The following is a 15,424-nucleotide window of genomic DNA, read 5'->3' on the forward strand; positions in this document are numbered from 1 at the left end:
ACGTATGCAAAATATGTGGGTAAAACATATGTAAACTAAGGCTTTAAAGTTTTTTTAAATCAAATGTGTTAATGCTATGATAAGCATGACGCGAATCGGAGCGAAGGCGCAGGTGCACATTTCACATAAGACATTCCGAAATATAGGACTCATTGGCCGTCCAGATAAATCATCTGTGGTGGAAACGTTATGTCTGATTCATGACCATTTATTAGGGTTAGGGCTGCATCCTGTATTTGATACAGAAACAGCAGCTTTAGTGCCTTATACCAATACGCAGACAGTGAGCAAGCCACTGTTAGGCGAAGTGGTTGACTTAGTTATTGTGGTTGGCGGCGATGGTTCGCTTTTGCATGCTGCGCGGGCATTGGTAAAGTATAATACGCCAGTGATTGGTGTAAACCGCGGCCGTTTAGGCTTTCTAACAGATATTAAACCGACTGAAGTGCTGTTTAAACTGGATCAAGTGCTAAAAGGCGAGTTCCAGCTGGACCGCCGTTTTTTACTGGAAATAGAAATCCGTTCCAAAGGTGAAAGCATCTATGATGCAATTGCGCTGAATGATGTGGTGCTGCATTCGGGTAAGTCCGTGCATATGATTGATTTTGATCTGAATATTGACGGCCAGTATGTGTACCGTCAGCACAGTGACGGTTTAATTGTTTCTACGCCTACTGGCTCAACAGCGTATGCACTGTCTGGCGGCGGTCCGATTCTGCATCCAAGCATGGATGCGATCGCTTTAGTGCCGATGCATCCGCATACGCTTTCATCGCGGCCCATTGTGGTTGGCGGCCAAAGTGAAATTAAAATACTGATTCGTGAAAACCGTGTGCTGCCGATGGTCAGCGCAGATGGACAGCATAGTGTTTCTTTGAATATCGGTGACAGTTTGCACATCCGTAAGCACCCATTTAAACTTACCTTATTGCATCCGCCGGGTTATGATTTTTATATGGCTTGCCGTACAAAACTCGGCTGGAACCAAGATTTTGACTCTTTTAAACAGGATTAGACCATGAATGTTGAACAAATGCTTGCCGTACTGGATCCTGAAATTGTCAGTCGCTTAAAGACTGCAGTTGAAATTGGCAAATGGCCAAATGGTGTGGCGCTTAGTGCAGAGCAGCGCCAAATCTGCATGCAGGCTGTCTATGCATGGGAAATTAAGCATCTGCCTGAAACAGAGCGCAGCGGCTATATTGACCGCGGTACAAAGGAAGAAGGCGAAGAGTGCGAAGATGATCATCATAAGCACGAAGAATTTAAGCCGATTAAATTTGTTTAATCCAAATTTTTAAGCTGCCGAATGCAGCTTCAATACTTTTTACTGCTGTACGCTTTCTGTGTATAAAAAAGCCCTTTTATTCAAGGGCTTTTTTGGTTGCTCAATGTTAAGGATCAGCGCGCAGCCCAAAGCTCCTGCGCTTTTTGCATCGCTTCAGGATAAGTTGAGCAGACCCCCATGGTGTACAGCGCAATACCCATCGTCTCAGGCACTGCAATATCGCCATAGGCATGCGGCTGGCCTTCCCATACTGCTTTAAATACAGCGAGATCAAGCTCTTCTTCTGCAGGACTGCGGTTATCGGTCAGTTTGGGAAGCTCATGTTCATACAGCTCACCATTTTTAATACCGCAAATTAAGGTTTTAGCATCTGGGTTACGCTCAAACTCACCGCCTTCGCCTTTAATGACCGCACTATTTTGATAGCCTAAGCGAAATGCAGACTGCTGATGAGAACTGCGGTAAGCAGGGTGAAAAATGGCCTGCATGGTTGCTTTGGCATTAAAAGGATTAATTAAGCGTGCCAAAGTATGAATAGGTGAACGTAAACCCATCACATTACGCAGTGAAATCAGGTCGCTTAAAATAGGCGAGATCGCATGTAAAGGCATATACGCAAAGTTACGCGCTGCCAATTGCGCTTCAACTTGATCATCATTTTCACAAATTGGAAAACCTAAATATTCTAATACCTGCTCTGTATAGAGGCGGTTAATGGTATGGCCTGACGCGCCATGCATCACCACTTTATAGCCATTTTTTGCCAGTGTAAGCGCAGCCAATAAAAACCAAGGGTAATGTTTACGTTTACCTGCATAAGAAGACCAGTCTAAGTCAACGTGCAGCGGTTTAAACTTGAGCTGATCACGCGTTGCCTGCACAAAGCCGGCCAGTTCATCTACAGATTCTTCTTTTACCCGCAGCAGCATTAAAAAAGCGCCAAGCTGCACATCCAATACTTCGTCTTTTAAAATCATTTCAAAAGCTTGATAGGCTTCTTCATAGCTGAGCGAGCGAGCGCCATTTTTGCCTTTACCGACAATGCGCACAAATTGAGCAAAAGGGTGTTCAAAGTCTTTGTAAATATTTCGTTTGGTATTCATAAGCGCAATTTCAAATTTTAGCAGAGCTTTTCTATAGTCTACTGATTACATGCGCTGTTTTCAGCCTGATTTTTGAATAAAGAGCATTTGTTTTATGCTGTGAAGCTGGCTGTTTGTATTTTGGCTGATACTGCTGCTGATTGTTGCTGCAGGTGAATAGGAAAATGTGAACGCGCAGGTTTTTCTTCATGACGCAAGCTGCAAACTGCAATAGGATGAGAAGCAATCAAAAACAACAATGTGAAAAAGGAAATGCGCCATGCTGGCTTATGATGCAGATTTAGAATTATTTAGAGACAACTTCCGCCGTTTTATGCAGGAACAAATTGCGCCGCATTATGAGCAATGGGAGCGCGAAGGCATTATGCCGCGTTCGGTATGGAATGCTTTGGGTGATAATGGTTTCCTTTGTGTAGATGTACCTGAAGAATACGGCGGCTATGGCGTACCAACACATTATTCACTCATGCTGGTAGAAGAATCTGCCCGCGCTGGTTTTAGCGCGTTATCTACAGGTATTTCCTGCCACTCTGAAATTGCTGCGCCGTATATTCTGCATATTGGTTCAGAAGAGCAAAAACAGTATTGGCTGCCGAAAATGGTCAGCGGCGAAGCGGTGGGTGCAATTGGCATGACAGAACCAGGGGCTGGTTCAGATTTGCAGGCTATGCGCAGCAGCGCAATTTTGCAGGGTGATCATTATTTGCTGAATGGCTCGAAAACCTTTATTTCAAATGGTCAGCATGCAGATTTGGTTGTATTGGCAGCGAAAACAGATCCGCAAGCGCGTGCGAAAGGTGTTTCGCTGCTGCTGGTAGACACACACTTAGAAGGCTTTAAGAAAGGCACGAACTTAGACAAGATTGGCCTGCATTCACAGGACACGTCAGAACTGTTTTATGACAACGTTAAAGTGCCTAAAGAGCAGCTGCTGGGCCAAGCGGGGCAAGGTTTTGCATACCTCATGCAAGAGCTGCCGCGTGAGCGTACTGCTATTGCGTCGACGGCTATTGGCGCAATCCGCGGAGCTATTGATTTAGCTGTGCAGTATGTTAAAGAGCGTCAAGCATTTGGTCAGGCTGTAGGCCAATTCCAAAATTCGCGTTTTGTCATTGCGCAGGCAAAAATTGATGAATTGGCAACGGCTGCATTTTATGAGCGTAATGTTGAACTGTATATGGAAGGCAAACTGGATGTAGAAACTGCTGCGGCGCTAAAAAGTTTTGCTACAGATATGCAAATGAAAGTTGCCGACAATTTACTGCAGCTGTTTGGCGGTTATGGCTACATGACGGAATATCCAATTTCACGCTTCTTTGTCGATGCGCGTATTCAGCGTATTTACGGCGGAACAAATGAAATTATGAAAGAAATTGTGGCGCGAGGCTTATTGGGCCGTTAAGCCAAGAAAATAAAAAAGAGCCAGAAGGCTCTTTTTTATGCAATTTTAGCAGCGCGTTTCATTTACTGCTTCAGCACATGCAGAGTTTCTTTAATAAATTCAGGCAAGTCATGCAGCATGCGGGAAGTGATGTATAGATTATTGTCATTGACAACAGGCGTATCAAAATACACTGCGCCTGCATTTTGCAGTTCGAGCATCATCATCTCACTGCTGGTCATGCGGCGGCCTTTTACGACTTGTGCATTAATCAGCAATTTAGCCCCATGACAGCTGCACATAATCGGCTTATACGCTCCAGCAAAATTGCGGACAAAATTGACATAGCGCGCATCATTGCGCAAAAGCTCAGGAGAGTCGCCGCCAGCAATGAGCAGCGCATCAAAATCATGGACTGAAATGCAGTCTATACTTTGGTCGATGGTGACAGCATGTGTGCGGCGTTTGCCATACACAATGTTGCCAGCCCGATGTTCAATATTTGAGATGCAATGTCTTGCAGCGCGAAATGCTTCGACTGGCTCGGTATACTCAAGGTCTTCAAAATTATGTGTGATCAGTACAGCAATTTTTTTACGCATGAGTCCGCTCCAAGAATGGCACTTTATAAGACTACGCTGAAAAGATGAAAGAAGAATCACTATTTTGTATCGTATTGGTCTTTGAGCAGTATTCGGAAGTTGCTATCTGTAAAAAGAATAAAGGGCATGCAGGCCAAATACACTATTTTTTAAAGCAGCCGATCGTTTTTATGCTGTTTTGAAAATTGCCAATGACTGCTTTTAGGCTATGTATTTCTTATCGTAAAAATGTCTATACAGATAGGTTAAATGTTTGAGATAGAGGCAAGCACAGATATAAAATTTTATTATTAAGTCTCAGAAAAACTTATATTTTTAATGCTTTTATATATTTGTTTTCTTGATTTAGGCTCTCAGTCTTGCTGATGGTTTAATCAACTGTATGTTTTTAAGGCTGAATAAATGAATGTTGTATTGCGCAACATTTGAAAGGTAACTATTGTTATACTGTTTGCAACATGATTTGAAGGGCGACATAACAATGATCAATGACGATCAAAACTCTACGGCTTCTCTAGACCTTGTTCAGATCCGTGAGGATATTGACTCGGTTGATATGCAAATTCAGCAGCTGATTAACCGCCGCGCCAAACTGGCAGAGGCTGTTGCTAAAGCTAAATTTGCAGCGGAAGAAGACCCGTTGTTTTACCGTCCTGAACGTGAAGCGCAAGTGCTTCGCAAAGTTATGGAGCGTAATGAAGGTCCATTGTCTGATGTGACTATGGCGCGATTATTCCGTGAAATTATGTCTGCCTGCTTAGCGCTTGAAGCGCCGCAAAGTATTGCGTTTTTGGGCCCTGTAGGCACATATACGCATTCAGCTGTACTGAAGCATTTTGGTCAAGACGCGGTCATTCGCCCATTGCCTACAATTGATGAGGTTTTCCGTGAAGTTGAAGCAGGCAGTGCGCATTATGGCTTAGTGCCAGTAGAAAACTCATCTGAAGGTGTGGTGAACCATACTTTAGACTGTTTTAAAGCATCACATTTAAATGTGATTGGTGAGGTTGAACTCCGTATTCATCACCAGTTCCTCATTTCTGAAAATACCCGTAAAGACAGCATCAAGCAGATTTATGCACATCAGCAAACTTTGGCGCAGTGCCGCGGCTGGTTAGATGCGCATTATCCAGGTGTTGAACGTGTAGCGCTAAGTTCAAATGCAGAAGCTGCGCGCCGTATCCGTAATGAATGGCACTCTGCAGCCATTGCTTCAGATGTGGCTGCCAATATTTACGGCCTTGAAATTTTGCACAGCAATATTGAAGACAACCCTGAAAACACCACACGCTTCTTAGTGATTGGCCGTGAAAAGATTCCGCAAAGCGGCAATGACAAAACATCTTTGCTTATTTCAGCACATGACCGTGCAGGCGCTTTGTTAGAAATTCTTGCGCCGTTTGCAAAGCATAATATTAGCTTGACCAGTATTGAAACGCGTCCTGCATTGCCTGAGAAATGGGCATATGTATTCTTTGTAGATTTGGAAGGTCACGTAGAACAAGACAATGTAAAAGCTGCGCTGGCTGAAATTCGTCCTTTAGTCAAAGAGCTTCGTGTCTTGGGCTCATACCCAATTGCCGTATTGTAAAACTTTACCGTACTGAATGCCTTCGAGGTGTTCAGTGCAATTCACACGTGTAATCATCGGAAGTGTAAAATGACGTTTGTTCCAGCCAATGAAGGCATTGAAAAGTTAAAGCCGTATCAGCCGGGTAAGCCAGTCAGCGAACTTGAGCGTGAGCTGGGTATTACTAACATTGTTAAATTAGCCTCAAATGAAAACCCATTGGGCTGTTCTGACAAGGTTAAAGAAGCCGTGGCTGCGGAGCTTGCTGAAATTGGCCGTTATCCAGACGGCGGCGGTTTTATTTTAAAAGATCAGGTTCAAACTCAATTTGGTATTGCGCATAACCGTATTACTTTGGGCAACGGTTCAAACGACCTTCTTGAAATGTTTGCGCGTGCATTTGTATCTTCAAGCGATTCTGTGGTGTACAGTCAGCATGCGTTTGCTGTATATGGCCTCGTTACTCAGGCCATTAATGCTGAAGCAGTAGAAGTACCTGCAAAGGGCTTTGCGCATGATTTAGATGCAATGGCTGCAGCGGTAAAATCAAATACCAAGCTAATCTTTATTGCCAATCCAAATAACCCGACTGGGACTTGGTTCGAAGAAGCCGAATTTGATGCGTTCATGAAAAAAGTGCCAGCACATGTGGTTGTGGTGCTGGACGAAGCTTATGTTGAGTATTTCCCAGAAAACTTCAACAGCTTAAAATTCCTAGAGCAATATCCTAATTTAATTGTCAGCCGTACTTTGTCTAAGTGCTATGGTTTGGCTGCGCTTCGCGTCGGTTTTGCTTTAGCATCTGTAGCGTTGACAGACTATCTCAACCGTATCCGTCAGCCGTTTAACGTAAACCATTTAGCAATGGTTGCTGCGGTGGCTGCGCTAAAAGATGAAGACTTCATTGAAAAGTCCCGTGTCGTCAACAAAGCGGGTATGGCTCAGTTTGAAGCAGGCTTTCAGGCCTTAGGTTTGGCTTATGTGCCTTCACGCGCCAACTTCATTTTAGTTGATGTTCAGGCAGACCCTGCACACACCTTTAATGCTTTGCTTCAAGAGGGTGTGATTGTACGCCCTGTAGGTATTGCAAATCATCTTCGCGTATCAATTGGTACAGAAGCTGAAAATGCGAAATTCTTAGCTGCCTTGGCGAAAGTGCTGGGCTTAGAGGCAAAAGCATAAATTATGACTGCGCCACTGTTTGAAAAAGTTGCTTTTATTGGGCTTGGGCTAATTGGCTCAAGTTTGGCCCGTGTCATTCTTGCTGAAAACTTAGCAAAACAAATCGTGGCATCTACGCGCTCTAAAAAAACGCTGGAAGATGCCAAAGCTCTTGGCTTAATTGAAGCTGGTTACAGTGATCCAATTGAAGCGGTAAAGGGTGCTGACCTTGTGGTATTGGCGCTGCCTGTGCGTGCAACGCAAAAAGTGCTGGAGATCATTAAGCCATATTTGGCGGATAACGTGATTTTGACAGATGTCGGCAGTACCAAAGGCAATGTCGTAGAAGCAGCCAAAGCTGTGTATGGTGAGCAATTGCCAGTGGGCTTTGTGCCGGGGCATCCAATTGCAGGCGCTGAACATACAGGCGTACATGCAGGCAAGGTCGATTTATTTGCCAACCATAAAGTAATTTTGACACCGCTGCCGAGCAGTGCAGATTGGGCTGTAGAAAAACTGATTCAGCTGTGGCAAGCAGCCAAAGCGGAAGTGATTTGCATGGATGTGGAAAAGCATGATGAAGTGCTTGCCCACACCAGCCACTTGCCGCATTTAATGGCATTTAACTTGGTCGAGCAGCTTGCTAACCGAGAAGATAATTTAGATATATTTCGTTATGCTGCAGGCGGTTTTCGCGACTTTTCGCGTATTGCCGCCAGTGATCCGCAAATGTGGCATGACATCTTTTTTGCCAATAAAAAGGCGATTTTAAACGCGGTAGACGGCTTTGAAAAACAGCTTTCTGCTTTGCGTAAATTAATTGAAGATGAAAACTCTCAAGCGCTTATGGGTGTTTTAGGGCATGCTCAAGCAGCGCGGCAGCACTTCAATCATATGCTCGCCAATAAACCTTTGATGGAGAAAAACAAAGTGACGACACAGCAATTTACTATTTTACCGGGCAAGAAAAGTTTCCAAGGTAAATTTACCGTGCCAGGCGATAAATCTGTGTCACACCGCTCGATCATGTTTGGCGCGATTGCAGAAGGCACAACGCATGTGACAGGTTTCCTTGAAGGTGAAGATGCACTGGCAACTTTACAGGCGTTCCGCGATATGGGCGTGAGTATTGAAGGCCCTAAAAATGGTGAAGTGACGATTCATGGTGTAGGCATGCAGGGCTTAAAGGTGCCTGCAGGTGCGATTTACATGGGCAACTCGGGCACATCAATGCGCTTGCTGTCAGGCATGCTGTCTGCACAGGCTTTTGATTCTGTCATGACAGGTGATGCGTCATTATCGAAACGCCCGATGGAGCGTATTGCTCAGCCTCTACGCGCGATGGGCGCACAGATTCAAACAACGGGTGAGCGCGGTACGCCACCAGTATCGATTGCTGGCAGTCAGCCTTTAAAGGGAATTCAATATGATTTGCCTATGGCTTCTGCTCAAGTGAAATCAGGCATTCTTTTAGCGGGTCTGTGGGCAGAAGGCGAGACGTCAGTGACTGAGCCAGAACCGACACGTGACCATACAGAGCGTATGCTTCGTGCCTTTGGCTATGAAGTGAAAACTGAGGGTAACCGTATTTCACTGCAAGGCGGCGGCAAGCTGGTTGGCGCAAACATCCAAGTGCCATCAGATATTTCTTCGGCTGCTTTTTTTATGGTTGGCGCTGCGATTACTGAAAATGCAGATGTGACTTTGGAAGCTGTGGGAACGAATCCAACACGTACCGGTGTTATTGAAATTTTAAAACAAATGGGTGCAGACATTACGGTTGAAAATGAGCGTATTGCAGGCGGTGAGCCAATTGCAGACATCCGTATTCGCGGTACGCGCACACTTAAAGGCATTCATATGCCAGAAGATCAAGTGCCGTTAGCAATTGATGAGTTCCCAGCGTTATTTATTGCTGCTGCCTGTGCAGAAGGTCAAACTGTATTGACTGGCGCGGCTGAGCTTCGCGTGAAAGAGTCTGACCGTATTCAAGTCATGGCAGATGGCTTAAAAATTATGGGCATAGACTGTACGCCTACAGATGACGGCATCATTATTGAAGGTAAAGGCAAATCAGGTGAATGGGGTGCTGTATTTACTGGCGGCGAAATTGAATCTCATCATGACCACCGTATTGCGATGAGTTTCTCTATGGCAGGTTTGCGTACTTCTGGTGAAATCAAAATTGTCGGCACAGAAACAGTTGCAACGAGTTTCCCAACCTTTACCGAACTGGCGAATCAAGCAGGCCTGTCTATTCAGGTTGATGAATAAAAAACCGCTAAAATTGTATATTTGTTAGACAACAGCCAAGCAAACGCTTGGCTGTTGTGTTTTTATTGCTTATGCTAAAACCATACAACAATAAAGCCTTTGGGTTCCTCAATGAAAAAATTACAATTTGCAGCCAACTGTGAACATCATCAGGCGAATCAATCTGATTCAGCCGCAGCGCAAAAGCAGGTGGCAAATCTGCTGGCAAGCAAGCTGGGGCAATATGGTTTTGAGGCATTGCCGCAGGGCAGTGACCGTGTTGCTGTGAGTGTAGATAATCATGAACTGCCGCTTTCTGTGACTTGCCAAGGGCATAATACTGAAGGGCATTTAGTATGTGAAATTACCTCTTACCCAGATGAAGAACAAGATTGGCTTGACCGTATTACAGAACAAAGTTTACTGAATCAATTGGCGCAGGCAGTGGAAAACACTTTAAAAGAAGATGCAGCCTTTAGTGAATTTAAATGGAAGAACGGTGACTCTAACTAAGCGATAAAGATAAATGAAATCAATAATATGACAACATCGAGGTTTGCTCTCTATCTCGCAATCGCACTATATATCACGTCTTTATGTTTACCTGCCGTAGATGGCGGAATTGGTATTGAGATTGTTTTTGCTGCAATTTTAGGGCATATCCTACTCATCGGTATTCCATTTAGCTTTCCTGTTTGGGCAAATTTATTATTTTATTTGGCGGTGAAGAAATACATTCAACATCAAAAACACCCCAGTGGTGAACTATTTCACGATGGCATTGTTTGGGCTGTTGTTGGTTTTATGCTGATGATTGTTGGCTTTTCATTTGCCTTGACTAAGGGGGGGCAAATTGGAGCATTGTTGTGGCTGTTGTCAGGTATTTTCCTGATATTAGCTTTTATTTTTCAAAAAATACCGATATGGCTGGCGAGTTTAATTTTACTGATTACTGTATGTATCGGTGCAGTGATGACGGTGAAAATATTTAATAACGCTATAAATGTTGCTCAGTACCAATTACGTCCGTCATTAAAGATTGCATCTACACTATTTGATAAAAAGTAAACCGATTTACCTGTGCCGAAATTAATGCAAGTGGTCCAAAATCATCAGGATAGGGCAAAAGGTACGGGACATTCACCTCCTCCGAAAGATAAAAATGCAGTTGATCTTGCAATTTTAGCAGGTCAACGTATAGAGATTCAGTTTGATGACATGGCAACAACTTCGCTGAATGACTCATCGAATATAGTCTGTAAAATGGACGCTCAGCGGCAATATTTTATCGGCTATCCAAAAATATTTTGGGAAAATGGTTATGAATGGCAGCATATTGGTAATAATTGGGAGTTTGGACTCGCTATTGGACGTGCTAAGGACAACGATACGTCGATACTTTACCGTAGTACACGATTGGGTGATCGGCATACACGTTTAGAACTGATTAACAAAAATAATCACCAAATTTTGTATACACAAGATTTACTGATTCAGCCCTTTCGGAATGGCTGTTTTTATTTGCCTAGCGCGTATTCTTCAGAAATTGAGTCAGCATTTTCATTGCTTCAGAATAATGAGCTTCCATACCGGCAACGTGCTGCTCAAATGCAGGCGCAATCGAGTTTTGCAGAAACTTTAGATACAGCTTGTCAGTGGAAATTGATCCGCCCTAATGAATATTTGTTTGAGGGGAAAAAAATTCGCATAATGACGGATAAAGCACTTCGACCACGCTTCTTATGTTCTAAGCATTATGCTGCAGTCGCTTTTATGTCAAGGATAGGTTTTACGAAAACTGGCTATATGGAGATTATGATTTTAAATCGAGAGACATTGGAGTCAGTAGGGTGCCGTAGAGAATTTGATTCAGAATTGAATGTTGAACAACGGCAGCAATATCAAAAGGGTGAGTTTCATTTGGAACGCATTCAGATCAAAGAACGATCTTCAGAAACTCAATGTCTGCCTGTGCAGTTTTATTTTTCAGATGGAACGATGCAACAAGGTGACTGATAAAACTCTTTTAAGGTGAAGTCGAGGCTTGGGGTTGTAAAATTAATGTATGTGCAGATGAAAGATGGCCATGATTTCAGAAAATTGAAACCTAAAATTTGATGAAGCAATTGGTATAAGCTGTAGAAAATACCCTAAAAAAAGATGCTTTATCCAGTGAGTTTAAGTGGAAAAATACTTAAATCTCTGGTGAATGATATAAAAAAGGCTGATGGTGAGTCATCAGCCTTTTTATTAACAGCCAGTTAATTTCTCAGGCTGAGGTTTTTCATTTGGAAAGAATATTGGGCGCAGCTTCACGCCAATACTGTTGCCAATAAACGCAAAGATCAGCCATAGCCAGCCATGTAAACTGCCTGAAGCAATGCCGCTGAAATATGCGCCAATGTTGCAGCCATAGGCTAAGCGGGCGCCATAGCCCAGCATTAAGCCGCCAACCACAGCAGCAATAACTGAACGCATTGGAATATTTAAATTGGGCGCGAATTTGCCTGCAAGGCTTGCTGCCAGTAAAGCGCCGAGCATAATGCCGAAATTCATCATGGATGTGATGTCAAACCACAGTGACTCACTTAATGCTTTGGCATTTGCTGGGTTTTGCCAGTAGTCCCAAGAAGCAACATCAATACCGGCAAAGCTTGCTGTTTTTGCGGCCCAAACCGCAAGTGCAGATGTTACGCCCCACGGGCGGCCTGCAAGCGCTAATGTTGCAAAGTTAAGCAAGCTAAGAATAATGCCGCCCCAGATTAGAGGCCAAGGGCCGCGCAGAAAACGTTTCCAGCCATGTGCTGTGCTGGCAGGTTCTGCTTCTAATGAACCGTGACGTTTTTTCTCAAAGTAAATGGTGGCTAAGGCAATTGTTGCGAAAAGAACAAAGTTTAATATGAGCGCTGGAATGACACCTAGGCTGGTGACAATAGAAATAGGCGCAAGATGCGGTAAATTAAACCACCAGTCTAAATGCGAAGTGGCAATAAGTGAGCCTAAGCAAAAGAAGACGAGTGTGATGAGCATGCGTGAGCTGCCGCCGCCTGCAGTGTAGAGCGTACCCGATGCACAGCCGCCGCCTAATTGCATGCCAATACCGAATATAAAAGCGCCAATAACGACAGATGTTGATACTGGACTGACTAAGCCTTTAACTGGGCTGCCAAATAGTTCGCCAGCACCTAAGGCTGGGAAAAATAAAAGAACAGCCAGAGCCAGCATAATCATTTGAGCGCGCAGGCCGCGTCCGCGTCTTTCTTTAATGAATACACGCCAGCTTGAAGTAAAACCAAATGAAGCATGGTATAGGGTCATACCTAAAGCGCCGCCAATTAAAAAGAGCAGGGCTTGGTTTATACCAACGATTTGATAAGCGCCAATGGTGCCAATAATAAGCAGGATAAGCGCAACATATGCTGAGCGCTGTGAGCGGTCAGCTTTTGCAGCAATAACAGACATGGGAGATGTATGACAAAAATAAAGGCGTATTCTAAATGATCTAAAAATGAAATGGCGCTCATATAAAGGGCAGAAGAGCTGATATTGATTTGAATTTTATATTATATATATGAGTAATATTAATAAGCTGATTGTATTTTTTATACCCAGCACAAGCAATATGCTGGGTATAAAAAACCCATCTGAAGATGGGTTTAATATTTAGCTTAATGACAAAAAGCGTGTCATTGCAATACGCAGCTGTTTTAAATAGCCAGTAAAGAAGTGGTTTGCCCCTGGCAATACGGTGACTAAATGGCGCTGCGGTTTAGACCACTGAATCATGTCCGATAATAAGGTAACATCATCTGCTTCACCATGAATGAAAAGAATGTCGCCTTTAATATGCGGCGTTACATAGTGGCGTACACCTGCAACAGTATTTGTAGGCAGGCCGCATAAAATTGTTTGTACTGGCTGAAGTTCGACGGGCAGCATCGCATAGCTTTTTGCCATAACGTGTGCGCCAAAACTGAAACCGCCCGCATAGAATTTTTTCCCATCATGCTGGCTTCGCGCGTATTTAATCACTTCTAAAGTATCAGCTGTTTCACCATTGCCTTCATCATGCACGCCAGCACTTTGGCCTGAACCGCGGAAACTTGGGCGATATACAGCACAGCCGCGTTCTAAAAACATCTGGGCCAATAAAGCAGGAACTTTATGCTGCGGTGTACCGCCTTGCAATGGGTGTGGGTGGGTAACTACCGCGAATCCTTTCACTTCACCTTGTGGGTAATCAACAAAAACTTCAATTTGGCCAGCCGGGCCTTGAAGGAAAATTTGTTCAGACATAGGTAAATCGATCAATAACGGGAGAATGCATTATTCTACCGATAATGCTCAGTAAAAACACAGATTGGAAATAAAATAAGTCTACTGTTATAGTTTGTTTACTTATATTTTAATCAATTATTTTATGCTTGCTCTTATTTCTCCAGCAAAAACCTTAGATTATGATTCTGTTTTACCTACAGATAATTACACTTTACCAAGACTGCTAGATCATTCACAAGAACTTATAGACGTAAGTCGTAAATTGTCTGCCTCGGACATCGCCAATTTGATGAGTGTGAGTGAAAAAATTGCAGTTTTAAATACAGCGCGTTTTCGTGACTGGCAGCCAGAGTTTAATTTATCCAATGCGCGTCAAGCTATTTTTGCATTTAAAGGTGATGTTTACACGGGGTTAGATGCTTATCACCTGAACAATAGTGATGTGGGATATGCTCAGCAGCATTTGCGTATGCTATCGGGTTTATATGGTTTACTGCGTCCATTGGATTTGATGATGCCGTACCGTCTGGAAATGGGAACTAAGCTGAAAAATACCCGCGGTCAAAACTTATATGAGTTTTGGGGGATGAATATTACGCAGCTGATTAATAACGATCTGCAGCAGGCGGGCAGTGCGCTGCTGGTGAATCTGGCTTCAGATGAATACTATAAATCTGTTAAAGAAAGTAAAATTGAGGCAGAAATTATTAAACCCGTTTTCTTAGATCAGAAAAATGGTAAATACAAAGTTATTAGCTTTTATGCGAAGAAAGCCCGGGGCTTGATGGCGCGTTATATTATTGAAAATAGAATTGAACAGGTGGAAGATCTGAAATCATTTTCAGCAGATGGTTATTATTTTGATGCAGAGAGTTCATTAAAAGGTGAGTTGACTTTTAAACGTGACGAGCAGGCTGTATAAAACAGCCGCTTTTATGTATTTCGTCAGAAAAACAGCCTTTGGGCTGTTTTTTATTTTTTACTTGGATGAAAAAACTTGTATATTTTTTTTGTTTTTAATCAATTGTTTAAGTTTTTTGAAAATGCTTTAGCCTTTTTAAAGAGGTTTTTATGATGCTTAAATAGTTACGAAAATTGTACTTAAAGTTTAAATTTTCTTGTTTAAATTGATATAAATGTGAACCAAGTCGCACTTTTGTTATTCAATTTGTTATCATAAGTAAAGTTTCATAGAAAAATAAAATTAAGTTATGAAAACCTTAGTTATTTCATTATTTCTTTTTATTGTTGGCAGCTTAGGTGTTTTTGTGTATTGCAGTGCAGAGGAAAAACGCCAGCAAGCAGTGAGCCAGCTGATAAAAGAAGAGCGCAGCTACAACCTGCATCATACATCTGCGGTACAGGCTAATTTGCCAAAGGAGCCCCAGCGTTTGATAGGGAGGGAGCTTTAGCGATTCATCATTTTTAAGATGATAGGGTTTTATAGAACTTTCAATAAAACCAATATGTTAAATTTACTAAAAATGATTAACCAGAAATTTTGGAAACATTTGAAAATCAATGTGTTATAATTTGCATCGCATAGTGTAAAAGCATAATGAATCTTTACTAGGTTGATGATTTTACAGAATTAAATGAGCTGCATAGTTAATGTGCGGCTTTTTTGTTTGCATTTTTTAAGTAAATCTATTTTTAATATTATCTTATTGAATGCATTCAAATTATTCTTCATTTTTGAAATATGTCAGTATTTATACGCTGCTGTAATTTCCACAACATTAGGCATTAAGCAAAAATATCTAATGTTGTGGAATGCTTAGGCATAAA

15 protein-coding genes are annotated in these 15,424 nt (G+C 42.7%); 11 read left to right on the top strand and 4 right to left on the bottom strand.

All coding sequences use genetic code 11. The features are described from left to right. Positions 1 to 76 precede the first annotated feature (76 nt). Positions 77 to 1,015, top strand: coding sequence for an NAD(+) kinase (locus tag D7V32_RS09245; RefSeq protein ID WP_120402598.1), 939 nt, complete (start codon positions 77 to 79; stop codon positions 1,013 to 1,015). Positions 1,016 to 1,018: 3 nt separating this feature from the next. Then, entirely contained in the window at positions 1,019 to 1,288 is a 270-nt protein-coding gene (locus D7V32_RS09250; protein ID WP_120402599.1) for a YeaC family protein, read from the top strand. A gap of 113 nt (positions 1,289 to 1,401) precedes the next feature. On the opposite strand, the gene D7V32_RS09255 is transcribed toward D7V32_RS09250, so the two are convergent. After that, on the bottom strand, positions 1,402 to 2,391 hold the full coding sequence (locus tag D7V32_RS09255) for a glycosyl transferase family protein (protein ID WP_120402600.1): 990 nt from the start codon (positions 2,389 to 2,391) through the stop codon (positions 1,402 to 1,404). 259 nt (positions 2,392 to 2,650) lie between these two features. Here D7V32_RS09255 and D7V32_RS09260 point away from each other — a divergent pair, with 259 nt between their 5' ends. Then, positions 2,651 to 3,793 carry an acyl-CoA dehydrogenase family protein gene (locus D7V32_RS09260; RefSeq protein ID WP_120402601.1) on the top strand — a complete coding sequence of 381 codons (1,143 nt, stop codon included), beginning with the start codon at positions 2,651 to 2,653 and terminating at the stop codon, positions 3,791 to 3,793. Between the two features lie 62 nt (positions 3,794 to 3,855). Here D7V32_RS09260 and D7V32_RS09265 read toward each other — a convergent pair whose 3' ends face one another. Further along, positions 3,856 to 4,374: a DJ-1/PfpI/YhbO family deglycase/protease gene (locus D7V32_RS09265; protein ID WP_120402602.1), complete on the bottom strand. Its 519-nt coding sequence runs from the start codon at positions 4,372 to 4,374 to the stop codon at positions 3,856 to 3,858. Positions 4,375 to 4,855: 481 nt separating this feature from the next. Here D7V32_RS09265 and pheA point away from each other — a divergent pair, with 481 nt between their 5' ends. From pheA to D7V32_RS09295, 6 genes are all read left to right on the top strand, one after another. After that, positions 4,856 to 5,965 carry a prephenate dehydratase gene (gene pheA, locus D7V32_RS09270; protein WP_120402603.1) on the top strand — a complete coding sequence of 370 codons (1,110 nt, stop codon included), beginning with the start codon at positions 4,856 to 4,858 and terminating at the stop codon, positions 5,963 to 5,965. A 69-nt stretch (positions 5,966 to 6,034) separates the two neighbouring features. Beyond that, on the top strand, positions 6,035 to 7,126 hold the full coding sequence (hisC, locus tag D7V32_RS09275) for a histidinol-phosphate transaminase (protein WP_120402604.1): 1,092 nt from the start codon (positions 6,035 to 6,037) through the stop codon (positions 7,124 to 7,126). A 3-nt stretch (positions 7,127 to 7,129) separates the two neighbouring features. Further along, positions 7,130 to 9,379 carry a bifunctional prephenate dehydrogenase/3-phosphoshikimate 1-carboxyvinyltransferase gene (locus D7V32_RS09280; RefSeq protein WP_120402605.1) on the top strand — a complete coding sequence of 750 codons (2,250 nt, stop codon included), beginning with the start codon at positions 7,130 to 7,132 and terminating at the stop codon, positions 9,377 to 9,379. A 111-nt stretch (positions 9,380 to 9,490) separates the two neighbouring features. After that, complete coding sequence (locus tag D7V32_RS09285) at positions 9,491 to 9,871, top strand: hypothetical protein (protein WP_120402606.1); 381 nt, start codon at positions 9,491 to 9,493, stop codon at positions 9,869 to 9,871. A gap of 27 nt (positions 9,872 to 9,898) precedes the next feature. After that, positions 9,899 to 10,426 (top strand): hypothetical protein, encoded by a 528-nt coding sequence (locus D7V32_RS09290; RefSeq protein ID WP_120402607.1) that lies wholly within the window; start codon positions 9,899 to 9,901, stop codon positions 10,424 to 10,426. A 24-nt stretch (positions 10,427 to 10,450) separates the two neighbouring features. Next, complete coding sequence (locus tag D7V32_RS09295; RefSeq protein ID WP_120402608.1) at positions 10,451 to 11,374, top strand: hypothetical protein; 924 nt, start codon at positions 10,451 to 10,453, stop codon at positions 11,372 to 11,374. A gap of 234 nt (positions 11,375 to 11,608) precedes the next feature. Here the strand turns inward: D7V32_RS09295 and D7V32_RS09300 are convergent, their stop codons facing one another. Both D7V32_RS09300 and D7V32_RS09305 read right to left on the bottom strand, forming a co-directional pair. After that, positions 11,609 to 12,820 carry a YeeE/YedE family protein gene (locus D7V32_RS09300; RefSeq protein ID WP_120402609.1) on the bottom strand — a complete coding sequence of 404 codons (1,212 nt, stop codon included), beginning with the start codon at positions 12,818 to 12,820 and terminating at the stop codon, positions 11,609 to 11,611. A 201-nt stretch (positions 12,821 to 13,021) separates the two neighbouring features. Beyond that, positions 13,022 to 13,654 (bottom strand): alpha/beta hydrolase, encoded by a 633-nt coding sequence (locus D7V32_RS09305; RefSeq protein ID WP_120402610.1) that lies wholly within the window; start codon positions 13,652 to 13,654, stop codon positions 13,022 to 13,024. Between the two features lie 124 nt (positions 13,655 to 13,778). Between D7V32_RS09305 and yaaA the strand changes: the two genes are divergently transcribed. Beyond that, on the top strand, positions 13,779 to 14,558 hold the full coding sequence (yaaA, locus tag D7V32_RS09310; protein ID WP_120402653.1) for a peroxide stress protein YaaA: 780 nt from the start codon (positions 13,779 to 13,781) through the stop codon (positions 14,556 to 14,558). Positions 14,559 to 14,847: 289 nt separating this feature from the next. Beyond that, positions 14,848 to 15,048 (top strand): hypothetical protein, encoded by a 201-nt coding sequence (locus D7V32_RS09315; RefSeq protein WP_120402611.1) that lies wholly within the window; start codon positions 14,848 to 14,850, stop codon positions 15,046 to 15,048. Positions 15,049 to 15,424: the final 376 nt, after the last annotated feature.

This window comes from Acinetobacter tianfuensis, assembly GCF_003611465.1.
In the GTDB taxonomy this organism is placed as follows: Bacteria; Pseudomonadota; Gammaproteobacteria; order Pseudomonadales; family Moraxellaceae; genus Acinetobacter; species Acinetobacter tianfuensis.